At 46.2% G+C, this 25,605-nt stretch carries 23 protein-coding genes and 1 pseudogene; 16 read left to right on the top strand and 8 right to left on the bottom strand.

The genetic code is table 11. The features are described from left to right. Positions 1 to 32 precede the first annotated feature (32 nt). The 11 genes from KXJ80_RS14035 to KXJ80_RS13985 all read left to right on the top strand — a co-directional run bounded on the left by KXJ80_RS14035 (position 33) and on the right by KXJ80_RS13985 (position 7,922). Positions 33 to 1,247, top strand: a complete 1,215-nt coding sequence (locus KXJ80_RS14035) for an IscS subfamily cysteine desulfurase (RefSeq protein ID WP_037418361.1) — start codon at positions 33 to 35, stop codon at positions 1,245 to 1,247. A 37-nt stretch (positions 1,248 to 1,284) separates the two neighbouring features. Then, a complete protein-coding gene (gene iscU, locus KXJ80_RS14030; RefSeq protein WP_011072277.1) occupies positions 1,285 to 1,668 on the top strand; it encodes a Fe-S cluster assembly scaffold IscU in 384 nt (127 codons plus the stop codon). 14 nt (positions 1,669 to 1,682) lie between these two features. Continuing rightward, positions 1,683 to 2,006, top strand: a complete 324-nt coding sequence (iscA, locus tag KXJ80_RS14025) for an iron-sulfur cluster assembly protein IscA (protein WP_011072278.1) — start codon at positions 1,683 to 1,685, stop codon at positions 2,004 to 2,006. Positions 2,007 to 2,021: 15 nt separating this feature from the next. After that, positions 2,022 to 2,546 (top strand): co-chaperone HscB, encoded by a 525-nt coding sequence (gene hscB / locus KXJ80_RS14020; protein ID WP_099457994.1) that lies wholly within the window; start codon positions 2,022 to 2,024, stop codon positions 2,544 to 2,546. A 67-nt stretch (positions 2,547 to 2,613) separates the two neighbouring features. Beyond that, entirely contained in the window at positions 2,614 to 4,476 is a 1,863-nt protein-coding gene (gene hscA, locus KXJ80_RS14015; RefSeq protein ID WP_218738681.1) for a Fe-S protein assembly chaperone HscA, read from the top strand. Positions 4,477 to 4,484: 8 nt separating this feature from the next. Next, complete coding sequence (gene fdx / locus KXJ80_RS14010; protein ID WP_037418353.1) at positions 4,485 to 4,820, top strand: ISC system 2Fe-2S type ferredoxin; 336 nt, start codon at positions 4,485 to 4,487, stop codon at positions 4,818 to 4,820. A 154-nt stretch (positions 4,821 to 4,974) separates the two neighbouring features. Continuing rightward, a complete protein-coding gene (gene rimK / locus KXJ80_RS14005; protein ID WP_037418350.1) occupies positions 4,975 to 5,874 on the top strand; it encodes a 30S ribosomal protein S6--L-glutamate ligase in 900 nt (299 codons plus the stop codon). A gap of 68 nt (positions 5,875 to 5,942) precedes the next feature. Beyond that, positions 5,943 to 6,140 carry a Fe-S cluster assembly protein IscX gene (iscX, locus tag KXJ80_RS14000; protein WP_037418347.1) on the top strand — a complete coding sequence of 66 codons (198 nt, stop codon included), beginning with the start codon at positions 5,943 to 5,945 and terminating at the stop codon, positions 6,138 to 6,140. Positions 6,141 to 6,347: 207 nt separating this feature from the next. Continuing rightward, positions 6,348 to 6,515, top strand: coding sequence for a hypothetical protein (locus KXJ80_RS13995; protein ID WP_037418345.1), 168 nt, complete (start codon positions 6,348 to 6,350; stop codon positions 6,513 to 6,515). A 232-nt stretch (positions 6,516 to 6,747) separates the two neighbouring features. Further along, entirely contained in the window at positions 6,748 to 7,179 is a 432-nt protein-coding gene (gene ndk, locus KXJ80_RS13990; protein ID WP_011072285.1) for a nucleoside-diphosphate kinase, read from the top strand. 299 nt (positions 7,180 to 7,478) lie between these two features. Continuing rightward, a complete protein-coding gene (locus KXJ80_RS13985; protein ID WP_011622519.1) occupies positions 7,479 to 7,922 on the top strand; it encodes an Hsp20 family protein in 444 nt (147 codons plus the stop codon). Positions 7,923 to 8,030: 108 nt separating this feature from the next. Here the strand turns inward: KXJ80_RS13985 and ilvN are convergent, their stop codons facing one another. The 3 genes from ilvN to KXJ80_RS13970 form a co-directional block, all read right to left on the bottom strand. Then, on the bottom strand, positions 8,031 to 8,525 hold the full coding sequence (ilvN, locus tag KXJ80_RS13980) for an acetolactate synthase small subunit (protein WP_011072288.1): 495 nt from the start codon (positions 8,523 to 8,525) through the stop codon (positions 8,031 to 8,033). Next, positions 8,525 to 10,243 (bottom strand): acetolactate synthase 3 large subunit, encoded by a 1,719-nt coding sequence (locus KXJ80_RS13975; protein ID WP_109277758.1) that lies wholly within the window; start codon positions 10,241 to 10,243, stop codon positions 8,525 to 8,527. Before KXJ80_RS13975 ends, ilvN begins: the two co-directional genes overlap by 1 nt. Before the next feature lie 464 nt (positions 10,244 to 10,707). Next, on the bottom strand, positions 10,708 to 11,931 hold the full coding sequence (locus KXJ80_RS13970; protein ID WP_144346198.1) for a multidrug effflux MFS transporter: 1,224 nt from the start codon (positions 11,929 to 11,931) through the stop codon (positions 10,708 to 10,710). 481 nt (positions 11,932 to 12,412) lie between these two features. Between KXJ80_RS13970 and KXJ80_RS13965 the strand changes: the two genes are divergently transcribed. Continuing rightward, a complete protein-coding gene (locus KXJ80_RS13965; protein WP_218738679.1) occupies positions 12,413 to 14,287 on the top strand; it encodes a choice-of-anchor I family protein in 1,875 nt (624 codons plus the stop codon). A gap of 128 nt (positions 14,288 to 14,415) precedes the next feature. Here KXJ80_RS13965 and KXJ80_RS13960 read toward each other — a convergent pair whose 3' ends face one another. Next, a complete protein-coding gene (locus KXJ80_RS13960; protein ID WP_259474453.1) occupies positions 14,416 to 15,774 on the bottom strand; it encodes an aminotransferase-like domain-containing protein in 1,359 nt (452 codons plus the stop codon). Positions 15,775 to 15,865: 91 nt separating this feature from the next. Between KXJ80_RS13960 and KXJ80_RS13955 the strand changes: the two genes are divergently transcribed. Both KXJ80_RS13955 and KXJ80_RS13950 read left to right on the top strand, forming a co-directional pair. Beyond that, on the top strand, positions 15,866 to 16,492 hold the full coding sequence (locus KXJ80_RS13955; protein ID WP_259474452.1) for a LysE family translocator: 627 nt from the start codon (positions 15,866 to 15,868) through the stop codon (positions 16,490 to 16,492). A 223-nt stretch (positions 16,493 to 16,715) separates the two neighbouring features. Next, entirely contained in the window at positions 16,716 to 18,473 is a 1,758-nt protein-coding gene (locus tag KXJ80_RS13950; RefSeq protein WP_037418330.1) for a SulP family inorganic anion transporter, read from the top strand. A gap of 550 nt (positions 18,474 to 19,023) precedes the next feature. Here KXJ80_RS13950 and KXJ80_RS13945 read toward each other — a convergent pair. Further along, positions 19,024 to 19,695 carry a glutathione S-transferase gene (locus KXJ80_RS13945; protein ID WP_259474451.1) on the bottom strand — a complete coding sequence of 224 codons (672 nt, stop codon included), beginning with the start codon at positions 19,693 to 19,695 and terminating at the stop codon, positions 19,024 to 19,026. Positions 19,696 to 19,966: 271 nt separating this feature from the next. Between KXJ80_RS13945 and trhO the strand changes: the two genes are divergently transcribed. Beyond that, positions 19,967 to 20,968: an oxygen-dependent tRNA uridine(34) hydroxylase TrhO gene (gene trhO / locus KXJ80_RS13940; protein ID WP_055647914.1), complete on the top strand. Its 1,002-nt coding sequence runs from the start codon at positions 19,967 to 19,969 to the stop codon at positions 20,966 to 20,968. Positions 20,969 to 21,351: 383 nt separating this feature from the next. Here the strand turns inward: trhO and ylqF are convergent, their stop codons facing one another. Further along, on the bottom strand, positions 21,352 to 22,293 hold the full coding sequence (gene ylqF, locus KXJ80_RS13935) for a ribosome biogenesis GTPase YlqF (RefSeq protein WP_037419203.1): 942 nt from the start codon (positions 22,291 to 22,293) through the stop codon (positions 21,352 to 21,354). A 124-nt stretch (positions 22,294 to 22,417) separates the two neighbouring features. Further along, a complete protein-coding gene (locus tag KXJ80_RS13930; protein ID WP_218738674.1) occupies positions 22,418 to 23,257 on the bottom strand; it encodes an isopenicillin N synthase family dioxygenase in 840 nt (279 codons plus the stop codon). A gap of 377 nt (positions 23,258 to 23,634) precedes the next feature. On the opposite strand from KXJ80_RS13930, the gene KXJ80_RS13925 reads away from it, so the two are divergent. Beyond that, on the top strand, positions 23,635 to 24,540 hold the full coding sequence (locus KXJ80_RS13925) for a bifunctional methionine sulfoxide reductase B/A protein (protein WP_218738673.1): 906 nt from the start codon (positions 23,635 to 23,637) through the stop codon (positions 24,538 to 24,540). Between the two features lie 94 nt (positions 24,541 to 24,634). Here KXJ80_RS13925 and hemB read toward each other — a convergent pair. Next, positions 24,635 to 25,520: pseudogene (hemB, locus tag KXJ80_RS13920) on the bottom strand (porphobilinogen synthase). Between the last annotated feature and the right edge of the window lie 85 nt (positions 25,521 to 25,605).

Raw genomic sequence — 25,605 nt, 5'->3', positions numbered from 1 at the left:
CTCGGCAGAGACTGCTAAGTACGGAGTGTGTTATGAAGCTTCCTATCTATTTAGATTATGCCGCCACCACGCCTGTTGATCCGCGAGTTGCGGAAAAAATGTTCCAATACATGACAATGGATGGCATCTTCGGTAACCCAGCATCACGTTCTCACCGTTATGGTTGGCAAGCTGAAGAAGCGGTAGATGTCGCTCGCAACCAAGTGGCTGATCTTATCAATGCAGATCACCGTGAAATCGTGTTTACCTCTGGTGCAACTGAGTCGAATAACCTCGCCATTAAAGGCGTTGCGCATTTCTACAATAAGAAAGGCAAGCACATTATCACCAGTAAGACTGAACACAAAGCTGTGTTAGATACTTGCCGTCAACTTGAACGTGAAGGTTTTGAAGTCACCTATTTAGAACCAGAATCTAACGGCATTATTCCGATGGCGCGCTTAGAAGCTGCTATGCGTGACGATACTATTCTCGTCAGTATTATGCACGTCAACAACGAAATCGGTGTGATCCACGATATCGATGCAATCGGTGAGTTATGCCGTTCAAAAGGCATTATTTTCCATATGGATGCGGCGCAAAGTGCTGGTAAAGTACCGATTGATGTGCAACGCACTAAAGTAGATCTGATCTCCATTTCTGGCCACAAAATGTATGGTCCTAAAGGGATTGGTGCCTTGTATGTTCGTCGTAAACCCCGTATCCGCTTAGAAGCGCAAATGCACGGTGGTGGTCATGAGCGGGGTATGCGTAGTGGTACTCTGCCAACTCACCAAATTGTCGGTTTAGGTGAAGCTGCGGCGATTGCAAAAGCTGAAATGGCAACAGATGACGCGCGTATTGCTAAGCTGCGTGACAAATTATGGAATGGCATCAAACACATTGAAGAAACCTATATCAACGGTGATATGACTCAGCGTGTGAGTGGCAGTCTCAACGTTAGTTTCAACTATGTTGAAGGTGAGTCACTGATGATGGCATTAAAAGATTTAGCGGTTTCATCGGGTTCGGCTTGTACCTCAGCCAGTTTAGAACCGAGCTACGTGTTACGTGCACTGGGCTTAAATGATGAAATGGCGCATAGCTCGATTCGTTTCTCTATCGGCCGTTTTACCACCGAAGAAGAAATCGACCACGCTATTGAAGTTATTACTCAATCTATTGATAAATTAAGAGAAATGTCTCCATTGTGGGAAATGTTTAAAGATGGCATCGACCTGAATCAGGTGCAGTGGGCCCATCATTAATTCGACTAATGACAATAGATAATTTTGGAGCAGTATCATGGCTTACAGTGAAAAAGTGATAGATCATTACGAGAACCCACGTAACGTTGGTTCTTTCGATAAAAACGATCCTTCAGTCGTAACCGGTATGGTGGGTGCACCAGCTTGCGGTGACGTGATGAAGTTACAACTGAAAATCGGTGCTGACGGCATTATCGAAGATGCTAAGTTCAAAACCTATGGTTGTGGTAGTGCGATTGCATCAAGCTCACTGGTCACTGAGTGGGTTAAAGGCAAGACAATTGAGCAAGCTGCGGCGATCAAAAACACTGATATAGCTGAAGAGTTAGCTCTGCCACCCGTAAAAATCCACTGTTCTATTTTGGCTGAAGACGCCATTAAAGCGGCGATTGACGAGTACAAATCTAAACAAGCTAAGTAACATCTGGAGTTAAGATGGCAATTACAATGACCCCAGCGGCAACTGAACGCGTCAGGTCTTTCTTAGCAAATCGAGGCAAGGGCATTGGTCTGCGTCTTGGCTTAAAGACGTCGGGCTGTTCAGGTATGGCTTATGTGCTTGAGTTTGTTGATGCACTGAACGATGACGATGAAGTATATGATATTGATGGTGTAAAAATCATTATTGATGCGAAAAGCTTTATCTATCTTCAGGGCATTGAATTGGATTTTGTTAAAGAAGGACTGAACGAAGGTTTCCAATTTAACAACCCGAACGCAAAAGGTGAGTGCGGTTGCGGTGAGAGTTTCACTGTTTAATTGCCGAATTGACGCATGAATTATTTCGAGCTGTTTAAGTTTTCTCCTACCTTCGATATTGACACCGCATTGCTTGCAGAACGCTACCGCGACCTGCAACGTGCGGTTCATCCCGATAAGTTTGCCAATGATACCGAGCAACAACGGCTGTTGTCGGTGCAACGCACCGCACAAGTAAATGACGGTTATCAAACCCTAAAAGATCCCATCCGCCGTGCTGAGCATATGCTCTCCCTGCGTGGTATTGATTTAAGTCATGAGACCACGACAGTGAAAGATACTGCATTTTTAATGCAGCAGATGGAATGGCGTGAAGCACTTGAAGATATTCGTGATAGCGCCGATCCTCAAGCCAGCATTGATGAACTGTACGATTCTTTTGCGACTTACCGCGCTCAGCTGAATAAAGTATTGGCTTCACAGCTGAGCAGTGGCCGTGACGAAGACGCCTTGCTAGCGGCAGATCAAGTTCGCAAACTTAAATTTATGACAAAATTACACGATGAACTGACGCGTATCGAAGACGCGTTGCTCGATTAATTTTCCTTATTGCAGTTATTTTGCCGATTCCGATTGATTTGAGTCGGCGTTACTAAGTTGGATACATATGGCCCTTTTGCAGATTGCTGAGCCCGGACAAAGTGCCGCGCCGCACCAACATAGACTTGCCGTTGGCATCGATTTAGGTACAACCAATTCACTTGTGGCTGCTGTACGCAGTGGCGTAACGGCAACCTTGCCTGATGAAAACGGACAGCATTCTTTACCTTCGATAGTTCGTTACACTCATGATGGAATTGAAGTGGGTTATGTGGCGGCGTTAAGTTCAGCGCAGGATCCTAAAAACACTATCGTTTCCGTTAAACGTTTCATGGGGCGTAGTCTTGCGGACATCCAAGCAGGTGAGCAATCTTTCCCATATCAATTCGAAGCCAGTGAAAATGGTTTACCGCTGTTTGTGACGCCCCAAGGTCGAGTGAATCCGGTGCAAGTTTCTGCCGAAATTTTACGTCCCCTAATTGAGCGCGCCGAAAAAACCCTTGGCGGTGAGCTGCAAGGCGCAGTGATCACTGTGCCTGCGTATTTCGATGATGCCCAGCGTCAGGGAACTAAGGATGCAGCATCGTTATTGGGTATTACTGTTTTACGCCTATTAAATGAACCCACAGCGGCTGCGATTGCTTATGGCTTAGACTCTAAGCAAGAAGGTGTTATTGCCATTTACGATCTCGGTGGTGGCACCTTTGATATTTCTATTTTGCGTTTAAACCGTGGCGTATTTGAAGTACTGGCTACGGGCGGCGATTCTGCGCTCGGTGGTGATGATTTTGATCATCTTTTACAAGCACATATGCAGCAAGTGTGGCAACTGACTGATATCGACTCTCAGTTAAGTCGACAGCTATTGATTGAAGCGCGCCGGGTGAAAGAAGCCTTAACCGATTCGAGTGATACTGAGGCTAGTCTTACCCTTGCCGATGGTTCGGTGCTCAAACAAGTGGTTACTAAGGCGCAATTTGAGAGCCTCATCGCTGCGCTTGTGAAGAAAACCATCGCAAGTTGTCGCCGCACCCTACGTGATGCGGGCGTAACGGCTGATGAAGTGCTTGAAACCGTCATGGTTGGCGGCTCTACCCGCGTGCCATTAGTACGTGAGCAAGTTGAAGCCTTTTTTGGTAAAGCGCCATTAACCTCAATCGATCCTGATCGTGTTGTCGCCATTGGCGCGGCGATTCAGGCTGATATTTTGGTCGGTAACAAACCCGAATCTGAATTATTACTGCTCGATGTGATCCCCTTGTCGTTAGGGATTGAAACCATGGGCGGTTTAGTGGAGAAAGTGGTGTCTCGTAACACGACTATCCCCGTGGCACGCGCCCAAGAGTTTACCACCTTTAAGGATGGGCAAACGGCGATGGCGTTCCATGTCGTGCAGGGTGAGCGCGAGTTAGTTGACGATTGCCGCTCTCTAGCACGCTTTACCCTAAAAGGTATTCCACCGTTAGCGGCAGGTGCAGCCCATATTCGGGTGACCTTCCAAGTGGATGCCGATGGATTGTTAAGTGTGACGGCCATGGAGAAATCCACTGGCGTGCAATCGAGCATTCAGGTCAAGCCTTCGTTTGGTTTATCGGATACTGAGATCGCGACTATGCTCAAAGACTCGATGAAGCATGCTAAAGAAGATATCAGCCGCCGTATGCTGGCTGAGCAGCAAGTTGAGGCGGCGAGGGTGCTTGAGTCCTTGAATGCGGCGCTCTCTAAAGATGGTGACTTACTCACAAGCGATGAGCGTCAGCAGATTGATACTGTGATGGCAGAGCTGGTTCACGTCGCTGGCGGTGATGATGCTGATGCAATTAAAAATGCGATCGAAACTCTTGATGAACATACTCAAGATTTTGCCGCAAAACGTATGGATAATTCTATTCGAGTGGCCTTTAAAGGCCAGTCAATTGACAAGATATAGGTGATGTGATGCCCCAGTTAGTCTTTCTTCCCCATGCTGAGTTATGTCCCGATGGCGCAGTATTGGAAGCTGAAGTAGGTGAAACGATTCTCGATGTGGCGCTGCGCAATGGCATCAATATCGAACATGCCTGTGAAAAATCCTGTGCTTGCACTACGTGCCATTGCATTGTGCGTGAAGGATTTGATGAGCTAGAGCCAAGTGATGAACTTGAAGACGATATGCTTGATAAAGCTTGGGGACTCGAGCCTGAGAGCCGCTTATCCTGTCAGGCTAAAGTGGTTGATTGCGATCTGGTGATTGAAATGCCTAAATACACTGTCAATATGGTGAGCGAAGGCTAAGTCACTTTTGTGCTGAAATCGCCAAAAACCAGTCCTAGTGACTGGTTTTTGGCTTTTGTAGACTAGCATTTGCGCAAGCAATAATAGCCATGATTGATTTATCCTTAAGCAAGCGTATTATGCGCTCAAAATGAAATGGTTGTCGGAGACCAGAATGAGAATCGCGATCCTATCGCAAGGGCCTGAGCTATATTCCACAAAGCGACTCGTTGAGGCTGCGACATTACGTGGTCACGAAGTCAAAGTGATCAATCCGCTCGAATGCTATATGAACATCAATATGCGCCAATCGAGCATTCATATTGGTGGTGAAGAATTACCGCCCTTTGATGCGGTGATCCCACGTATCGGCGCGTCAATTACCTTTTATGGCTCTGCGGTATTGCGCCAGTTTGAGATGATGGGCGTCTATGCGCTCAATGATTCTGTCGGCATTTCGCGCTCCCGCGATAAGCTGCGTTCAATGCAGTTGATGTCACGTCGTGGTATTGGTTTGCCGATCACCGGCTTTGCCAATAAGCCAAGCGATATTCCTGATTTAATCGATATGGTTGGTGGTGCGCCGCTAGTGATTAAATTGCTTGAGGGCACTCAAGGTATTGGCGTTGTTTTGGCTGAAACCCGTAAAGCGGCCGAAAGCGTGATTGAAGCTTTTATGGGATTAAAGGCTAATATCATGGTACAAGAATATATCAAAGAAGCTAACGGTGCGGATATTCGTTGTTTTGTCCTTGGTGATAAAGTAGTCGCCGCGATGAAGCGCCAAGCCATGCCAGGGGAGTTTCGCTCAAACCTCCACCGTGGCGGTACGGCGAGTTTAGTTAAACTCACGCCAGAAGAACGCTCAGTGGCTATTCGTGCCGCTAAGACCATGGGCCTGAACGTTGCGGGTGTGGATTTATTGCGTTCCAACCATGGCCCATTAGTGATGGAAGTGAATTCTTCACCAGGCCTTGAAGGGATCGAAGGTGCTACAGCTAAGGATGTCGCTGGGGCGATAATCGAGTTTGTTGAGAAAAACGCAATTAAGACAAAAAAAACAACTCAAGCGTAAAGTGAGTGGTGATTAAGCTAAACTCAGGTGAAATGCGTTGAAATGTCCGTTTGCATAGGGGAAAGAGGATGTCATTAAAGTGGATTGATTCATTAGATATCGCCTTGGAATTACTGGAAAAACATTCAGATGTTGATCCCCGCAAACTGCATTTTACCGAGTTGTATGAGTGGGTGTTAGCGCTAGAGGATTTTGATGACGATCCTAAACATTGCAATGAAAAGGTATTAGAAGCTATTCAACAATGCTGGATCGAGGAAAAATAACATCACTTACTCACCTTGTTGTTGCGGCAACTTGTCCACGAAATAATTAATTTGCGTGACATCAATCACGCTTATTTGGCTGTGAAATGGGATTTTAGTCGGAGTTTGATCAGTATCAAATTCCTTTTTATTGAATAACGTACCTTGTTACTTATCGGTTAAGCAGTTAACCGCTTAATATTATTCTCGCAACGCAAGGATGTTCACATGAAACTTTTGTTTGCTATGTTATTCACACTGTTACCCGCGTTGGCATGGGCTCATCCTGGTCATGGCGGTGTCGGTTTATTCCATCATTTGCTCGATTTAGCGCCAGCGGTTATTTTGGTTGCTTTGATTGCTTGGGCAGGAATTTGGGCAAAAAATAGAAAGTAAGCTAATTTGATAATGCTTACTCCTGTATTCATCTCCTTAGAGATATCTCGATAATAAATTGCCAGTTGCCCTTAAATGACAACTGGCGTTTTTTTGTGTGATCAATCTGGTTACAAATCCAGCCAATGTGCGCAATATCTCAGACTTATGTGCTTTAAAGATAGGATTTACTTTTTAAATTTCGTATAATCCGCGCGAATTTTTTCAAACTTGCTGACAAAGGAAGCTTGTTATGGCGATCGAACGCACATTTTCTATCATTAAGCCTGATGCTGTTGCTAAAAACCACATCGGTGCAATCTACAACCGTTTTGAAACTGCTGGTCTGAAGATCGTTGCAGCTAAAATGTTACACCTGACTAAAGAACAAGCTGAAGGTTTCTATGCCGAGCATAGCGAGCGTGGCTTCTTCGGTGCTCTGGTTGCTTTCATGACTTCTGGCCCAATCATGGTTCAAGTATTAGAAGGCGAAAACGCTGTTTTAGCTCACCGCGAAATTTTAGGTGCAACTAACCCAGCTCAAGCAGCTCCTGGTACTATCCGTGCTGATTTCGCTCAAAGCATCGACGAAAACGCAGCTCATGGTTCTGATTCTTTAGCATCTGCAGAACGTGAAATTGCATACTTCTTCAGTGCTGAAGAACTGTGTCCACGTACTCGTTAATCTGAGTGCGAGACCGAAAAAGGGAGCCTTAGGGCTCCTTTTTTATTGGCAGGAATTGGCTAACGGAATCGCGTTAGCGTGTTTGTAATGCACTATTTTTATTTGGTTTTTAAAATTTTTTAAATTTCTTCCTTGAAATATGATTTCCCATCCTTATATCTATTGCAGGATCGCTCGATGAGGATCCCAATCGATTCTGTGCCGTTAGGACAGAAGTTAATTTAGGCGAAACAAATGTGTGTTTTCAACCTGAAAACCGTTCGCCAATTTCCCATATTGCTTAAGATAAGGATATGAATATGCGTACTTATGATTTAACTCCTCTTTACCGTAGTGCTATTGGTTTTGATCGTTTAGCCCAGATGGCAGAACATGCTGCCGCCAATAATGGCAACTCAGGTTATCCTCCATATAACATTGAACTCCTCGGCGAAAATCGTTATCGCATTACGATGGCCGTGGCAGGATTCTCGATGGAAGAGCTTGAGATCAGTAGCGAAGGTGAGAAATTACTGGTTAAAGGCAATAAGGCCGAAAGCCAAACTGAGCGTAAATACCTATACCAAGGTATTGCCGAGCGCGGTTTTGAGCGCACCTTCCAACTGGCTGATTATGTGACCGTATTGGGTGCCAGCTTAGAGAATGGTTTATTGAACATTGATTTAGTGCGTGAAATCCCAGAAGCGTTAAAACCACGCAAGATTGAAATCACCACTTCACGCCTATTAGATGGTCAATCCTAATCCTGAATCGCACGGGTAAAGAAGGGGAGCTAAATGCTCCCCTTCTTGTTATCTCTTGTCTGGCTCGAATTGGAGATGTTTTCTAAGCCTTATCTTTATATAAGCTCTTTAGGCTTTCATCGCTTTTTCGCCGCGAGCTAAGCCGACAACGCCCGAGCGCGATACTTCAACGACTTTGGTCACTTCACCCATGGAATGAATAAAGGCATCGAGTTTTTCGGTCGTGCCCACTAATTGGATGGTGTAAAGATTGGCGGTGACATCGACAATCTGCCCACGGAAGATATCGGCGGTGCGCTTAATTTCTTCCCTAAGCTCCCCTTGGGCACGGACTTTAACCAGTGCCAGTTCCCGCTCGATATAAGCTGACTCGGTGACATTCGACACCTTGAGCACATCGACTAACTTGTGCAGTTGTTTCTCGATTTGCTCAAGCACTTTCTCATCGGCGACAAGTGAGATATTAAGACGTGACAAGGTATTATCATCGGTCGGTGCCACGGTTAAACTTTCAATGTTGTAACCGCGCTGGGAAAATAGGCCGACAACACGGGATAGGGCGCCGGATTGGTTTTCGAGTAATACAGATATAATTCGACGCATTAGCATTTCTCCGTTTTGCTTAACCACATTTCATTCATCGCGCCGCCGCGGATAAGCATCGGATACACGTGCTCAGTCTCATCCACCATAATGTCGATAAATACCAGTCTGTCTTTCATGGCAAGGGCTTCGGCCATCTTAGACTCAAGCTCAGCAGGATCGCTAATCGTCATGCCAACATGGCCATAGGCTTCGGCAATTTTGGCGAAGTTGGGTACCGAATCCATATAGGAATGGGAATGGCGACCCGAGTAGATCATATCCTGCCACTGCTTAACCATGCCGAGGAACCGGTTGTTTAAGTTGATAATTTTAACCGGCGTATCGTATTGCAGAGCGGTTGAAAGCTCTTGAATATTCATCTGAATCGAACCATCGCCCGTTACGCACACGACGGTTTCGTCCGGCATCGCCATTTTGACCCCCATGGCTGCGGGTAAACCAAAGCCCATGGTGCCAAGGCCACCGGAGTTAATCCAATGGCGGGGTTTATCAAAGGGATAATAGAGTGCGGCAAACATTTGATGCTGGCCCACATCCGAGGCGACATAGGCCTCACCATTAGTGAGTTTGTAGAGAGTTTCAATCACTTGCTGTGGTTTGATCCGATGACTTTCCTTATCGTATGCTAAGCAGTTACGCTCGCGCCACACAGTGATTTCTTGCCACCATTGATTGAGCGCCTCGCTATCGTTGCTCTCCTTCGATTCTTCAAGCAGGGCTAACATGCTGTCTAATACAATATCGGCCGAGCCAACGATCGGGATATCCACTCGTACGGTTTTTGAAATCGATGAGGGGTCGATATCAATATGTAAGATGGTGGCGTTAGGGCAGTATTTTTCGATGTTGTTGGTGGTTCTGTCATCGAAACGCACGCCAATCCCGAAGATAAGATCGCAGTTATGCATGGTCATGTTAGCTTCATAGCGACCGTGCATCCCCAACATACCTAAGCTGTTTTTATGGGTGCCAGGGAAGGCGCCAAGGCCCATTAAGGTGCTGACAACGGGGATATTTAACTTTTCTGCTAGGGTTAAGATCTGCTTTTCACTGCTAGAAATAATCGCACCGCCACCTACATAGAGCACGGGTTTTTTCGCTGCTAATAATGCCTGTAATCCTCGACGAATTTGACCTTTATGGCCCGATGTCGTTGGATTATAGGAGCGCATTTTTATGCTCTCGGGGTAAATATAGTCATGCAGTAATGCCGGATTGAGGCAATCCTTGGGCAAGTCTACCACGACGGGGCCAGGACGACCCGTGGAGGCAATATAAAAGGCTTTTTTAATGATCTCAGGAATTTGAGTGGGATCTTGGACTAAAAAGCTGTGTTTGACGACTGGGCGTGAAATCCCAATCATGTCGCATTCTTGGAACGCATCGTTACCGATTAGATTGCTCGGCACTTGGCCAGATAACACCACTAATGGAATCGAATCCATATAGGCGGTGGCGATGCCAGTAATGGCATTGGTGGCGCCTGGGCCTGAGGTCACGAGTACTACGCCTACTTTTCCCGTAGCTCGGGCATAACCATCGGCCATATGCACGGCGGCCTGTTCGTGGCGAACCAGAATGTGTTCAATACCGGGGATAAGGTGCAGGGCGTCGTAGATATCTAACACTGAGCCGCCAGGATAACCAAATATGTGCTTTACCCCTTCATCAATAAGGGAACGCACAATCATGCTGGCGCCGGATAACTTCTCCATGTGAAACTCCTATTGCATAGTACCGTTACGGTAAACAGTATCTTGTTACAGCGACGGTAATCGCTCTAAAAATAAGCCTGAAGGGTAATTCAGACTCCGTTTGCTGAACTTGAAATCATCGATTTCAAGCGCTCATCCCTTTGGATGCAGCAGCTGTTGCAATGAACAGAATTTCATCATATTCAAAAAAGAACACATTTCAAGGGTTTTCTGTAAAAAATAACCAACTTGAGACAATTTCATGTTTAGGCGCGATAAATGCTCATTAAACGGGAGTTTCGTGTGTGAAAATTTTATTTAATCACTTTAATTAGAATGGGTTAGGTAATTTACAATGAAAAACGGCACCAAGGTACTATATAACCTAAGTGCCGTTTGTTTAGGGAACGCTTAATTTGTTACAAATCAACCACAAAAGCGATGAAAACTTTGATTGCTTCGCTTACGCGGCATAAAGGCGCAGATTATTGCTTTGGTTTGGCTTGATGAGTCTGTCGGTTAAATTGACAGAATCCCACCAATAATACCGCCGTCAACATTAATGCCGAGAAGGGCACTGCGGTGCCATTGTAAAACAGCGCGAGTAATGGTCCTGCAAGGGCACCAAAGCCAAATCTTAAGGTGCCAATCACCGCCGTTGCCGTGCCGGTTTCCTGCTTAAATTTCATTAACACAATGGCATCAGCATTAACTGACATAATGCCAAGAGAACCCATCAGTGGAATAAGCATTAATACCGTAAAGTGGTAACTGAGACCCAATAAATTCACTCCCAGTAAACCTGCAGCTGCGAGCGCTCCTAAGAAAGTCGACACGTGCAACATCCTTAACGAGCCATAACGGCCCACAATTCGGGTATTGATGATATTTGCCAGCATCAGAGCGCCCACATTGGTACTAAAGAGTAGGGCAAATAAGGATTTATCTAATGAAAAAACCTCCATATAGACAAAGGGCGATGCCGTTAAATAACAGAAAAAGGCAAAAGAGGTGAGCACACCGCTGGCAATATTCATTTTGACGCCTGGGCGTGAAAACACAGTGGCATAGGCGCCCAAAAAAGATTTTTGGCTGCGGCTACTTTGATCTTTATCGCTGGGCATTCTCAGCAGCGTAATGACCAACATCAGTAATAACAGGGCATAGGCTGATTGGATAAAGAAGATCAAATGCCATTCGCCAAGTTCGAGGATAAGACTACCAATACTGGGGGCTAATAATGGCGCTAACATCATGATTAAACTGACATAAGACATACCCTTAGCCGTGTTTTCACCATAGACTTCTTTGATATAGCCAGGGACAACCACAGTGGCCGCTGCGCCGATAAAAGCTTGTAAAAAGCGCAGGCCCAAAAACACTTCAATCTGCTCGGCTAAGCCTAACAACAGGCTAGCTAACATAAAACCTGATAGCCCCATAATCACCATGGGACGACGGCCAATACGGTCAGCAAGCGGCCCAAAGGACAGCATGCCGAGGGCATAGCCGCCTAAATAAACACTTAAGGATTGTTGCACTAAGGTGATATCGGTATGAAAGCTATGGGCGAGTGTTGCCATAGCGGGCAAATACATGTCAATCGCGAGCGGCGTGATCGCGACAATGGCGGCAAGCATTGGGATAAGCAAGGCCAAATGGGGAATATTACGCTGTGTGGTTGAATTAGTTGACGATTGTAGGTCCACAGTTACCTCGAGTGGCGAAAGAAGGCGATATAAAGTGTTATGTCACTCGAAAATCAAAATTGTAGGGTAACAATTTTGCCTATTGGCGACTCATTTCGCCTCGATTGACATAGCATATCGTGCCATGAGCATTGGAGGAATATAGGGGAGAAATGAGTGACCAGCGTAGACTCAAACAACAGTTGAACTGAGTGATTGGTCTTGTCATCGAGTATAAGGATATTAAGCCATAACATAGTAAAACGCTCAGGCGAATAAGCCAATCTCGATGACGATATCTTTACACTTAAATTGTAACCAAAATCGATTTACTGCCTTTTTATTGCATTGATGCACCAATGTACGCCTGAGCGTCATTCATTCGACTGGGATTGTCACGTCACTGTCATCTATATGTCATCTAACCGTCTTGAATGCGAATTAGTTTATTGGGCTTTAGCTTAACCCTACGACTAATAACAACACATTCAGGAATGAAGCAATGAACACAAAACGACTGCCGCTGGCTGGTGCGATACTGGCAAGTTTACTCCTTAGTGCCTGTAATGGTGATGACGGTACCAATGGTGAGCAGGGGGATAACGGCTTAAATTCATTAGTTAAAGTAACCCCACTCTCTATTGGTGATGCAAACTGTCCCGCCGGTGGTCAACGTATCGATACCGGTCTTGATGCGAATCGTAATGGTAAGTTGGAAGAGACTGAAATCGATGCGGCGCAAACGCAATTTATTTGCCAACCCCAAGCAGTTGGAGTCAAGGCGGAGCTTATTGGTCGTCATCAAACGGGCGTTTATGGCCTGAGCGCTGCTGAGATTGTTGAATATCACAGTGCATCTCAGCGTATTTTTGTGGTCAATGCGAGAAGCGGTAAAGTCGACATTATCGATGCCAACTTACTTGACAATGCTGCTGAGGCAACTGCGCCATTAGCCTTGAATAATCTTGATAAGCTCGGCGAGCTGGATGTCGCTAAAGATGTGGGCTTGAGTTTTATGGGCAGCGTTAACAGTGTCAGTATTTATGGTAACTTGTTAGCGGCGGCCATTGAGCGCGGCGATGCGGCGGGTAATAAGACCCAAGCCAATGGCTATGTGGCTTTCTACCAACTCAATGACAATGAGACACCGCAGTATCTCAGCGCGGTTGAAGTCGGTGCATTACCAGATAACGTAGTCTTTAGTCATGATGGCAAAACGGTACTCGTTGCGAATGAAGGAGAACCAAATCAAGATTATAGTATCGATCCTGAGGGTAGTGTAGCCATTATCGCCATTGCGGATGGTAAACCCGCAGCAACGGCGACGCTAGTGACATTCACCGAGTTTAATCAGGGCAATGCTCGCTATAATGAAATCACCAAGGACATTAAAATCAATGGCCCTATGGCCACTGTCGCGCAAGATTTGGAGCCTGAGTATATCAGTGTCAGCCCCGATAACAGCCGAGCCTTTGTGAGTCTGCAGGAGAACAATGCCATCGCGGTGATTGATATCGCCAATGCCAAAGTAGCGAAGATTTTACCCTTAGGACTGAAGGATTATGGTTTTGATGTGAATAAAATTGATGCTAGCGACAAGGACGATATGGTCAACCTTCAGGCCTATGCGGGCGTGTATGGCATGTATCAACCCGATACCGTTGCGAGTTACCGTTGGAATAATGCTGATTTTATTGTTACCGCAAACGAAGGGGATTCCCGTGATTATGCTGGGTTTTCGGAGGAAGCCCGTGCCGGTGACTTAACCTTAGATCCTAATCATCCACAATTTGCTGCCGCAAAAGATAAGACCCAATTAGCCCGTTTGAAAGTGACTAAGAGTATGGGTAATGACGATAACGACGGCGATTATGACAAAATTGTGAGCTTCGGCGCGCGTTCTTTCTCAATCTGGACCGCCGATGGTCAACAGGTGTTTGACAGTGGCAGCGATTTTGAGCGGATCACCGCAGCCTTGTTAGGCAATAACTTCAACAATAACAATGAAGAAAACAAAGGCGATAGCCGCAGTGATGATAAAGGACCCGAGCCAGAAGCCTTAGTTCTAGGCAAAATTGGCCAAAAACTCTATGCCTTTATCGGGCTTGAACGTACCTCTGGTTTTATGATGTACGACGTGACAAATCCTTTTGATGTGCATTTTGTGGATTATGTAGTAAACCGTGATTTTGACTCGAGTTTCAGCATTAATACAGATACGGGTGAAGTGAAAGGTGATGCCAGTTTAGCGGGAGATTTAGGGCCAGAAGGCATGAAGTTTGTGAGTGCCGAGAAGAGTCCTAATGGTCAGCCTCTGTTGATCATTGGTAATGAAGTCAGTGGCACAACCAGCGTGTACCAAATCAAGGTGCAATAGCCATAGCTTGTGTTTAAGGTGCGATAACTTTAGATCTCAACATCTTAAATGCTTGTAAGTAAGCTTAAAACGCCAGAGCATCACTCTGGCGTTTCTTTTTGCTTCTTTCTCGCGATAAAAATGCAAGGTTAAACGACTGAATAGGCGTTTTGCTTGAGTGCGTTAAAGGTGGATTCGATGCAGTCGAGCGCAAGCTGGAATTGGGTATCGTTTTCGGCGCCACCTAAACTTAATCGGATAAAGTTGTCATGGCAGTTAAAGTCATCCCCATTACGGATCAGCACGCCTTTTGCCGCTAAGGCGGTCACCAGATGATGGGCTTTAATGTCTTCGGGTAACTGGATCCAGCCATTTAAACCCCGCCAGCGTTGGGTTAACCCCAGCTTGTCACCTAACGCTATGCATTGCTGCTGACGCGCGCGAATAATCGCATCGCGATTGGCCGTGATGTGCCCACGCTTGATTAGCTGACAGGCGAGCTCCACATTGAGCGGCGAAACCATCCAACATTGGCTATGAATGGCGAGGCGCAATGGCGCGATGAGCGGCTCGGGCACTAGGATAAAACCTTGCCTTAAGCCCCCTGAAAACAGCTTAGACAGGCTTGAAATGTAAATGACCCTCGGCACATTCAGCGTCTGAGCTAACTGCCAAAGCGGAGGGTGCCACTCTTCAGGGAGACAATAATTCACATCATCTTCAACGATATAAAACTGGTACTGCTTCGCGAGTGCTAGCAGTTTTTCTCTCTGTTGCTCACTGTATTGAATGCAGGTGGGGTTTTGATTGTTGAGGGTTAAGTACACCAATTTAGGTTGATGGATTTGTACTAAAGCCTCGAATCTTGCCAGATCGACCCCGTCAGCGGTTAATGGCACGCCAATGCTATTGATACCCAATTGTTTCGCGCAAATACGCACACCGGGATAGCTGTACTGCTCGTGCAGGAGTACCTCGCCCTTGGTGAGGAAGGCATTAAGGCAGGCAAAAATGGCCTGTTGCCCACCATGGGTAAAGATCAGTTGCTCGGGTTGCTGTTCAATACCGCGTTGTAAAAGCCAGTGGTGAAATATCTGTTGATGTTGATCTAAGGGGCTGGCGCGATAGCCAAGGAGTTGACTCAGTTTCGCTGGATCCTTAGCCAGTTGGCTTAGGCAATCACTCAGCGTACTTATTTGATCCGTCAGCGGTTGCTGACAAGTCGCCATATTGAGCTGCAAATGACTGAGCTCTGGCACGGGAGAGGCGTTGACATAGGTACCATCACCGATACGCGCTTCCACATAACCGCGTTGCTCCGCTAGAGCATAGGCCCGAGTGACAGTGCCTATGGTTACTCCAAGTGCATCGGCTAAACGCCGCTGTGGTGGGAGTTTTGTGCCATGGGGAAGGGCTTTTAGCAAAATGCCTTGCTCAATGGCACTGACGAGACGTTGATATTTAGGACCTGTAAATGCCTCTAGATCTGGCGTCCAAATTGTACCCATAACAATAAATCCATTGATCTCCGCTAATCTCCCTATATTATTTATTGTATCTTTTATTGTCAAGTATTGTATGCATACAATTTAGGTGTTTATGGATATTCAACTTTTAAATGATCCACAAATCTGGACATTAATGGCCTCTGCTGCACTCTTTTGTGCAACCATGACCATGACTCCGGGGCCAAATAATATTCTACTCGCCAGTTCAGGTGCCCATTTTGGGGTGATGCGCACCATTCCACATATTGCAGGGATCCGCTTAGGTTCGACCTCTTTGCATCTGTCGGTGTTACTGGGTCTTGGCGCTTTATTCGAGGTGTTTCCCGTGTTGCATCAAGTGCTAAAGTACGTAGCGTTACTGTATTTGTTGCACCTTGCCTATCGATTAGTCACCTCTCCTGTTAAGGCGGCAGATTTGGATGACGGGCGTCAGCCGATGAGTGTGATGGAGGCGGCGCTGTTTCAGTGGATTAATCCTAAATCTTGGATGTCGACCATTACCCTTTGTAGTGCGTTTACCTTAGGGGGCGATGGTTTTTGGCTCAGTGCATTACTAGGCGTGTTAGTGTTTAATCTGGTGGGATTTCCCGCGTCCTTCACTTGGGTGTTTGTTGGTGCAGCAATCAGTAAAAAGCTGAATACGGATAAACGTCGACGTCATTTTAACTGGTTTATGGGCAGTTTATTGTTAGTTTCATTGCCGATGATCCTACGGTAAGCAGAGCTAATAAGGCTAAAAGCTTAAATATTCTGGGATACTGACTCGCTTAATGATTGGCTTTATGCCATAACCAACATAGTATTGATGACTTTTTTAGATAACGGTTTTATATACCTAAACAAACTGAAGAAGTTGGTTCCATGGGTATTGCACCGATATAAGGTGAGTTATCTAACCATAACAAGTTGCAATTGACTTGGGAGTATATGGAGGTTAGCGCGTGAAGTTTCCCAGTTTAGTATCATTTATGCCTGGTTTGGCGCAGATGCTGCAGTACGAGAAGCAATGGCTCAGGGATGATGTTCGAGCCGGATTATCCGTGGCGGCGGTCGCTTTACCTGTAGCCATTGCCTATGCACAACTTACAGGGGTCAATGCTGCTGTCGGTTTATACTCCTGTGTGCTGCCAATGTTAGTGTATGCATTGTTTGGTACTTCCAGACAATTAATCGTTGGTCCCGATGCCGCGACTTGTGCCGTGATTGCCGCAGTTGTGACGCCACTTGCTGCTGGCGACAGCATGAAGCACTGGCAACTCGTGATGACCATGACGGCCATGACCGGTTTTTGGTGTTTAATCGCCAGCCGTTTTCGCCTTGGCGTCTTGGCGGACTTTCTCTCAAAACCGATTTTAATGGGGTTACTTAATGGTGTGGCGATCACTATTATCGTCGGTCAATTCTCAAAGATTTTTGGTTTCACCTTCGATGAGCGTTATTTGATTGAGCGCTTATCCGGTGCGCCTTCCTATCTCACCAAAACACACTGGCCCACCTTATTGATGGGACTGGTGACCTTAGCCACCTATGCCTTAATAAAACGTTATCGCCCACAATGGCCAGCTTCAATGTGTGCAATGGCAATGGCTGCATTTTTGGTGTGGGCCTTTAACTTAACCAGCTTCGATATCAATGTGGTGGGCGAGGTGAGTGCAGGCTTGCCTTCGTTTCAAGCGCCGGTTTTTAATATTGGTATTGCCCGTGAACTAGTTGTGCCTGCGCTTAACTTAGCCATGGTGAGCTTTGTGAGTATGATGCTTACTGCACGCAGTTTTGCGGCTAAAAATGGTTATGATATCGATGCGGACAAGGAGTTTCGCGCCCTCGGTATTGCCAATATTGCTTCAGCTTTATCACAAGGTTTTGCGGTCAGCGGTGCTGATTCGCGTACAGCTGTCAATGATGCTAACGGCGGTAAAAGTCAGCTTGTTTCAATCATCGCGGCGTTATTGATTGCGATCGTCGCGTTGTTTTTTACTGCACCATTGAAATATATCCCCAGTTCAGCTCTTGGTGTGGTCTTAGTGATTGCCTCAATTTCGTTGATTGATTTAAAGGCGCTATGGAATCTGCGCGTCAGAGACCGCTCAGCCTTCTTGCTTGCTTGTACCACATTGTTTTCAGTACTGTTTATTGGCGTTATCCCTGGGATTACCTTGGCGGTGTTACTCGGTTTATTCCAGTTTTTAGCGACTGTGATGCGGCCAACGGATCAAGTGTTAGGGCTTGATCATAAAGGGGTTATCCGCAGTGTAGATGATTCGGGCAAGGCTAAGTCTGTGCCTGGGGTGTTTATCTACCGCTTTAATTCACCCTTAACCTACTTCAATGCCACTTACTTTAAACGTCGGTTACTGGAGAAGTTTATCCGTGAGCCTGAACCCGTCGATTGCATCATTATTGATGCCGTGCCGTGTTTTACCCACTTGGATTTAAGTGTGATGGCCATGCTTGCAGATCTCCATCAATTATTGAAGAAGCGTGGTATACGTTTAGTCTTGGCGGGGCGTAAAAGGCAGATGCTTGGCTGGTTTGAACAGGCGGGGATCCCGTCAGGCGAAGGCGGCATTTTAATTCGGCCAGATTTATATCTTGCGCTGAAAATGAACCAAAGTTACAAGCAAGCACTAGCTGAAGGCCAAGCACCTGTTATCAAAAAAGCGCCTGAGGATGATGTGCTACTTCATAGTCATTTATAGGATACTATTTTAACGAAAAGCGCGGTAATGTCCGCGCTTTTTGGTTTATTGTTCAAGTGCATAGAGTTATGTACTTTATATTTGATGCCTCAAAAGTATGATGGTTGTGGCGTAAAGAGCCGCTCGTCATTTGAGTATCATAACTACGCGTCATTCCTCGTTTCGCGAGCTTGCGCAACATCTAACGCTTAAACATCAACTCGTTCTAGTCATTTTGCAGTTTATCTAAAGGGATTAAACCATGATAGGCATAGTAGCCTATGGGGCCTAAAAATAAGCTTAGCAGGCACCATAAACATTTTTTGTTAGTGCTGAGGTTAACTTGGCTCTTAAATACTCGAGCTGCGAATAAGCAATGCAGTAGGGCTAAACCGATGAGCATCGCTATGATTATAATATCCGTATTATCCAAGTACTTTATCCCTGTAATTCATCGTGATGATTTAGCATAAAATGTTAAAAAGGATTTACTCACTTTACCTAAGTGAGAGCTACTTTACGTGAACATTTTACCGATTGCTATGGGGTATATAAAAATAAACGTTAATTCTTATTTACTTATAGACGTTCCTAACAAGTAATTTGGGGTATTACCAGTCTGCCAGATCACATATTTAGTCATGGCATGTTGAAATATGTCAGTGCTTGTTAGCTCAGTTAACCATGCCATAAGCCGTGGGAAATCACCGTTCAAATCCCGTTTGGCATCCACCGCAGTAAATTGGCGGATAAAAGGCACAATGGCAAAATCAGCAACGCTTAACGCAGGGCTGATAAGATAAGGATGTTGCTGAAGCTGTGCTTCGAGCCGTACCAGAAAAGTGCTGGCCTTGGCGAAATAATCCGCCTGCGAGTATTCAGGATACCGATCTGCATATTTGTACTTATCCAGCCAAGGTTTAAATTCAACATCATTCTGCACAATAAGCTCATTAATCAGGCTTTGCGCTGAGGTGGTTTGTCCGAGTAACTGCTGTGCGGCTGGCGAGTCAGCCTTATGCAGTCCCCAGAGCATAATATCCAAGCTCTCAGCAATCACTTCTCCAGTAGGGAGCTGCAATACGGGCACTGTGCCCTTGGGGGAGATGGCTAACATCTCTGCGGGTTTCGCTTTAAGGGTGATTTCTCTCACTTCCACTTGGCATTGGCCGAGCAATAGCCCAAGTCTAGCGCGCATAGCATAAGGACAGCGGCGAAAACTGTAGAGTATGGGTAAGGGCATAGTCTTATTCCTTAATGCAATGATAAAAACGATTTAGTCACGACTGTGGGTTAAAAGTTGGCAATAGTAGTGACTTTAAAACAGAAATACTGCGTTTATTACTGATTTTTCCACCGTTTGCCTGTAAATAAGCAATGACCTTGGTTTTTGTCTGTGTTTATCCGACTGTGACTCAGGTAGAATTTCGCCCTATTTTTGCGACCTAGCTTAGGCTTGGTGATTATTGGTTAATGCACTGGAAATTAAGTTCCAGCCAGCAGTTGAGGGTGTTATGTCTAACGTTGTTGTTTGTGCTTTATATAAGTTTGTTTCATTACCGCATTTTGAGTCGCTGCGTGAGCCACTCCTGTCCATGATGGAACAGGCTGAGATTAAAGGCACATTGTTGCTGGCAAGTGAGGGGATTAACGGCACTGTGGCCGGCACTCAAGCGGCTATCGACGCACTGCTGGCTTGGCTGAATAACCAAAATGGCCTTGAAAACATCGTTTACAAGTTATCCTTTGACGACGAAATGCCTTTCTACCGCACTAAGGTGAAGCTCAAAAAAGAAATCGTCACCATGGGCGTCGAGGGTATCGATCCGCTTAAAGTGGTGGGCACTTACGTTAAGCCACAGGACTGGAACGCGCTGATTTCCGATCCTGAAGTCATCCTAGTGGATACCCGCAACGACTATGAAGTGCAAATCGGCACCTTTAAAAATGCCATTAACCCCGTGACCGAAACCTTCAGAGAATTCCCTGAGTATGTTAAGCAGAATCTCGATCCTGCCAAGCATAAAAAAGTAGCGATGTTCTGCACTGGTGGTATTCGCTGTGAAAAATCAACCGCTTATTTAAAAGAGCAAGGCTTTGAAGAAGTGTATCACCTCGAAGGTGGCATCCTTAAATACCTTGAAGAAGTCAAACAGGAAGAAAGCCTGTGGGAAGGCGAATGTTTTGTCTTCGATAATCGTGTGGCGGTCGACCATGATTTAAAGAAAGGGCAATACGATCAATGCAATGCTTGTCGTATGCCAATCACTGAAGCGGAAAAATTATCCCCAGCTTATGTGCAAGGCGTGAGTTGCCCACATTGTATTGATAAGATTTCTGAGGAGCAGCGAAAGCGTTTTGTTGAACGTGAACGCCAAGTGAATTTAGCTAAATCCCGTAACGAGGCTCATATCGGTAGTGATGTGAATTATGTGATTGAAGCCCGTCGACAAAAGAAAGAAGCACAGCGCAAACAAGCTGCAGAGAAAAATAAAACCAAGCAAGCTAACACTTAACGCATGCTCAGCTAAGGTGATGCTGTTCAATTATGGACAGCCTCACTTTTTTTACCGGACGATTATGCAGCAGAAATGGCAAACTAAAGGCTGTCAAAAGGAAGGGCAGGCAAGCTCTGGCCCTTACTTTCTGTCATGATAGCCGCTTGTCAACTGAGTCAAATGGCGACATGTCACTCCTCGTTTCGTAAGCACGAGCTTGCTAGAACGATCAAAATTTAATTCTGAATGTCTTAAAGAATGTCCTATATGGCAAAATCGATTGGTCGCGCTAATGATAAAAATGACCACTGGTTATCTTTAATGAACATCCGCCCCATTAACGGGGCGGTAAAGCATTTACCAATGGACTTTGCCAATATTTAAGAGTGTTCAACGTAATATTAAACGTTATGACGTTTGCCTGAGCGTTTCAGTTTTTCTGCTTCTAGCTTAGCGGCTTTCTCGGCGGCTTTTTCAGCCAGAATGCGTTCCACTTCGGCTTTTTCGATTTCAGCCATCGCAGGCGTTTCAAGGGATAACAGGCCAATTCGACCTGAGCGGTAATCGTGTAATACGACTTCCGAGGCTTTATGCAAATCGATGCGACCACCGGGACGGAGGGCGCCACGTTTACGGCCGATTTCTTCGAGTAACGCCATATCATCCTTAGGTAACTCGCTGATGTTATAACGCTCGCAAATTTCCTTCGGGTAGGCCTTTAAGAAATAACCTGCGGCAAACAGCGCCACATCTTCGTATTCCATGGCGGTATCTTTAATGGCACCCGTGACGGCAAGGCGATAGCTACTAGCTTCGTTATCAACCTTAGGCCATAAAATCCCTGGCGTGTCCGAGAGCACAATACCGTTGCGCAGGTTAATGCGCTGCTGGGTTTTGGTGACGGCGGGTTCGTTACCGGTTTTGGCGATAACGCGACCGGCTAAGGTGTTGATAATGGTGGACTTACCCACGTTTGGGATCCCCATGATCATAGTGCGAATATCTTTTTCAGTTTTATCGCGACTCGGTACTAACTTACGACAAAGATCCGGCAGCATTTTCAACATACCCGGTTGCAATGTGGTAATCGCTGTGGCTTTTACCCCTTGTTCACGCTCAAGATATTCAATCCACTGGGCGGTAATGTCGGGATCGGCTAAGTCGGATTTATTCAGTAGCTTAATACAAGGTTTGTCGCCGCGAAGCTTTGACACCATGGGGTTTTCACTACTGTAGGGAATACGGGCGTCCAGCACCTCAATTACTAGATCGACCTGAGGCATAGCCTCTTCGATCTCTTTGCGTGCCTTGTGCATGTGCCCAGGATACCATTGAATTGCCATGATAGCGCCTTGTTCTAAATGACCTAAAGACGGCTATTCTACCTTGAAGGCGACGAATGTCATAAAAAAAGCGCCCGAAGGCGCTTAATTGCTTAATCTTGATGCGAATTTGGGCATATATTGCTTAAAGTACGCCTAGCTCGCGTAATCTTTCCATTAGGTAGCTGTCGGCGGTATAACGCTCAGACAGCACGACCGAAGGTTTAGGGTGTAAGAATAAGGGCAGTGAAATACGCGACTTAGTCTTATCCGTGCCTTCTGGGTTAATTACGCGGTGTGAGGTTGATGGGAAGTAACCACCCGAGGCTTCCTGCAACATATCACCAATGTTGATGATAATATTGCCAAAATCACTTGGCACATCTAACCAAGAGCCGTCTTTGGCTTTGACTTGCAACCCTGGCTCGTTGGCCGCGGGCAGCACAGTGATAAGGTTAATATCTTCGTGGGCCGCTGCGCGAATAGCGCCCATTTCTTCATCGCCTTTCATCGGTGGGTAATGCAGAATGCGCAGCAGGGTTTTGTGGCTGTCGGCAATCATTTCTGGCAGCGGAATCGAGAACTTAGCTTTAACCTCGTCTGGCGAGTAGGTTTCAATCCACTCTAACAGTTCAGCGGCCAGCGCATTGGCTTTTTCATAGTAAGCTAGAATATTGGCACGCAGTGAATCAGGAATACGACCCCAAGGGTACACGTGGTAATACTCTTTGATGTCTTTAACCGTGTGGCCTTTTGCGGTTTCTGAAATCGACGCGGGGAAGAAGCCATCGTGGGTTTCACGATTGAACATAAACTCGTTCTTAGCGTCAGAATTGAAAAAGGCTTGCCACTCAGTGTAAATGTTTTCGACCAGTTCCTTATCGATAGGGTGGTTAGAGAGTACGCCAAAGCCCGTTTCACGTAGGGATTCCACAAAGTGTTTGGCGCTATCGGCTGCGCGATAATCAATGGTTTCTAATTTCATATGGTTTCTACTTGTTATATATGGTTGTTAACCAAACACTTTCTAAGGATAAAGGTAAGGAGTCGTTGCTACTTATCTCATTATCAGTATGGTGCGCTCAGCCTAGTGCAAAAGCGGTCCAAATAGAAAGGATTTGGGTAGAGAATTGACCCGCAGCAAGTGTAGCTTTGCACTGTGCGCGGTGCAAACACTCAAGACAATGGACTGAGATTACTGCTGAATTTTCCTCCAGTTATTTAAGCATTGACTCAATCAACAGGATTTTATCGACTAAAGCGGCTACTATGCCAAAAAGCCAATTCAGGCCGAGGCGCAATAAACCTGAGGAACAAACGGTCTTATGCAGGCGAATACCTTAAGAGCTAAAGGAGACTTTTATGAACAAACTGACTGATTTTGAACGCTATGTCATAGAAGAAAAGGGCACAGAACGTCCCTTTAGCGGGGAGTATTATCAGCATGACGCTAAAGGCGTGTATTTGTGCAAAAAATGCCATGCGCCTTTGTATCGCTCAGAAGATAAGTTTAATGCCCACTGTGGGTGGCCAGCCTTCGATGATGAAATTCCAGGCGCAGTGAGTCGCCATGTCGACGCCGATGGTCGCCGTACCGAAATTGTCTGTAGTCAGTGTGGCGGTCATTTAGGCCATGTGTTTGAAGGGGAATATTTAACGCCGAAGAATATTCGTCATTGCGTTAATTCTGTCTCCATGGTGTTTCAAGCGGCCGATGAGGTGACAACATCGACTCATAAAACGGCCTTTGCCACCTTTGGTGCGGGCTGTTTTTGGTGTGTTGAAGCGATTTTTAAGAGCCTGAAGGGCGTGCTGAATGTCAGCTCTGGTTACTCAGGTGGGGATGCTAGCGATGCCGATTATAAGTCGGTGTGTTCGGGATTAACTGGGCATGCCGAAGTGGTGCACATCGAGTTTGACCCCGCACAAATCAGCTTTACAACGCTGCTACAGGTGTTATTTGAGAGTCACGATCCTACCACGCTCAACCGCCAAGGTAATGATAAAGGGCCGCAGTATCGCTCCGTCGTCTTTGCCCATGATGCAGCGCAGATTGAAGAGACCAATGCCATGATTGCAAAATTAACCGAGGCAAAGGTATTTGATGCGCCAATCGTCACTCAAGTGGTGGCTTTTGAGTCTTTTTATCCCGCAGAGGATTATCACAATGATTACTTCGCCCTGCATGGCGAGCAGCCCTATTGCCAGATTGTGGTGCGACCAAAGGTTGAAAAGATCAGAGCTCTCTTTGCCGAGCTACAAGCATAGGCTTAATGTGCGAGCAAATTGACGGATAAAAAACGCCACCGATAGGGTGGCGTTTTCGTTGATGGCTTGGCTGATAGACTGAAGACTCAGCGCATTAGCGGGATTGCGCTAACCACTCGGCATATTGTTTCGCGTAATAGCTGACGATTAAATCGGCGCCAGCCCGCTTTAACCCGATAAAGGTTTCGGTGACGACGGCGCGCTCATCGAGGGCGCCCGCCAGTGCAGCAAATTTAATACCGGCATATTCGCCACCAACCTGATAAGCCGCTAAGGAAAGGTGGGTTTGCTGCCTTAGGCGACTTAACACATCCAAATACGGTGTGCCGGGCTTTACCATCAAAATATCCGCGCCTTCCTCTTCATCGAGCAACGCTTCGAGCAAGGCTTGGCGACCATTGGCGTAATCGAGCTGGTAGCCTTTACGGTTTCCGCTAAGTTCACAATCCACCGCGGCCCTAAAAGGCCCATAGAAGGAAGAGGCGAACTTGGCAGCATGGGCCAAAATGGCAATGTGCTCAAAGCCTGCCTCATCTAGTCCTTGGCGGATAGCTTTAATTTGGCCGTCCATCATGGCCGATGGCGCCAGCATATCGGCTCCCGCTTTGGCGGCGGTAATGGATTGTTTGACTAAGTTAGCCACGGTTTGATCGTTACAGACTTCACCATGGTGCAATACGCCGCAGTGTCCATGGTCGGTATATTCACAAAAACAAATATCGGGGATCACCATCATCTCTGGCTTAGCGGTTTTGATGGTGCGGATCATCCGTGCGAGCAAGCCATTGTCATCCCAAGTGTCGCTGCCCTGTGCATCTTTGGTGTGGGAAATACCAAAGGGCATCACATAACGGATCCCTAGGGCGTAAAGCCTTTGAATTTCATCGGCAAGCGCACTCTAGGTCACGCATGGCTTCAGTGCGGCGTAGGCGTCTTAAACGGCGAAGAGGTTTAAGGGGATTTTCTCTGGTACTGCTCATTGAATTTCCTTATTAACAGTGTAAAAGCATCACGCGAAGTTTCGCGTCAAAGGGAGAGGGGTTAAAACGATGCTCAGGACGCGCT

It is taken from the genome of Shewanella xiamenensis, assembly GCF_024971755.1.
Classification (GTDB): Bacteria; Pseudomonadota; Gammaproteobacteria; order Enterobacterales; family Shewanellaceae; genus Shewanella; species Shewanella xiamenensis.
This window is presented reverse-complemented; position numbering and strand designations above follow the sequence as displayed.

Excerpts from the sequence above, each read along its gene's own strand:
- KXJ80_RS14035 (WP_037418361.1), top strand. The coding sequence starts at position 33 with ATGAAGCTTCCTATCTATTTAGATTATGCCGCCACCACGCCTGTTGAT.
- iscU (WP_011072277.1), top strand. The coding sequence starts at position 1,285 with ATGGCTTACAGTGAAAAAGTGATAGATCATTACGAGAACCCACGTAAC.
- iscA (WP_011072278.1), top strand. The coding sequence starts at position 1,683 with ATGGCAATTACAATGACCCCAGCGGCAACTGAACGCGTCAGGTCTTTC.
- hscB (WP_099457994.1), top strand. The coding sequence starts at position 2,022 with ATGAATTATTTCGAGCTGTTTAAGTTTTCTCCTACCTTCGATATTGAC.
- hscA (WP_218738681.1), top strand. The coding sequence starts at position 2,614 with ATGGCCCTTTTGCAGATTGCTGAGCCCGGACAAAGTGCCGCGCCGCAC.
- fdx (WP_037418353.1), top strand. The coding sequence starts at position 4,485 with ATGCCCCAGTTAGTCTTTCTTCCCCATGCTGAGTTATGTCCCGATGGC.
- rimK (WP_037418350.1), top strand. The coding sequence starts at position 4,975 with ATGAGAATCGCGATCCTATCGCAAGGGCCTGAGCTATATTCCACAAAG.
- iscX (WP_037418347.1), top strand. The coding sequence starts at position 5,943 with ATGTCATTAAAGTGGATTGATTCATTAGATATCGCCTTGGAATTACTG.
- KXJ80_RS13995 (WP_037418345.1), top strand. The coding sequence starts at position 6,348 with ATGAAACTTTTGTTTGCTATGTTATTCACACTGTTACCCGCGTTGGCA.
- ndk (WP_011072285.1), top strand. The coding sequence starts at position 6,748 with ATGGCGATCGAACGCACATTTTCTATCATTAAGCCTGATGCTGTTGCT.
- KXJ80_RS13985 (WP_011622519.1), top strand. The coding sequence starts at position 7,479 with ATGCGTACTTATGATTTAACTCCTCTTTACCGTAGTGCTATTGGTTTT.
- ilvN (WP_011072288.1), bottom strand. The coding sequence starts at position 8,525 with ATGCGTCGAATTATATCTGTATTACTCGAAAACCAATCCGGCGCCCTA.
- KXJ80_RS13975 (WP_109277758.1), bottom strand. The coding sequence starts at position 10,243 with ATGGAGAAGTTATCCGGCGCCAGCATGATTGTGCGTTCCCTTATTGAT.
- KXJ80_RS13965 (WP_218738679.1), top strand. The coding sequence starts at position 12,413 with ATGAACACAAAACGACTGCCGCTGGCTGGTGCGATACTGGCAAGTTTA.
- KXJ80_RS13960 (WP_259474453.1), bottom strand. The coding sequence starts at position 15,774 with ATGGGTACAATTTGGACGCCAGATCTAGAGGCATTTACAGGTCCTAAA.
- KXJ80_RS13955 (WP_259474452.1), top strand. The coding sequence starts at position 15,866 with ATGGATATTCAACTTTTAAATGATCCACAAATCTGGACATTAATGGCC.
- KXJ80_RS13945 (WP_259474451.1), bottom strand. The coding sequence starts at position 19,695 with ATGCCCTTACCCATACTCTACAGTTTTCGCCGCTGTCCTTATGCTATG.
- trhO (WP_055647914.1), top strand. The coding sequence starts at position 19,967 with ATGTCTAACGTTGTTGTTTGTGCTTTATATAAGTTTGTTTCATTACCG.
- ylqF (WP_037419203.1), bottom strand. The coding sequence starts at position 22,293 with ATGGCAATTCAATGGTATCCTGGGCACATGCACAAGGCACGCAAAGAG.
- KXJ80_RS13930 (WP_218738674.1), bottom strand. The coding sequence starts at position 23,257 with ATGAAATTAGAAACCATTGATTATCGCGCAGCCGATAGCGCCAAACAC.
- KXJ80_RS13925 (WP_218738673.1), top strand. The coding sequence starts at position 23,635 with ATGAACAAACTGACTGATTTTGAACGCTATGTCATAGAAGAAAAGGGC.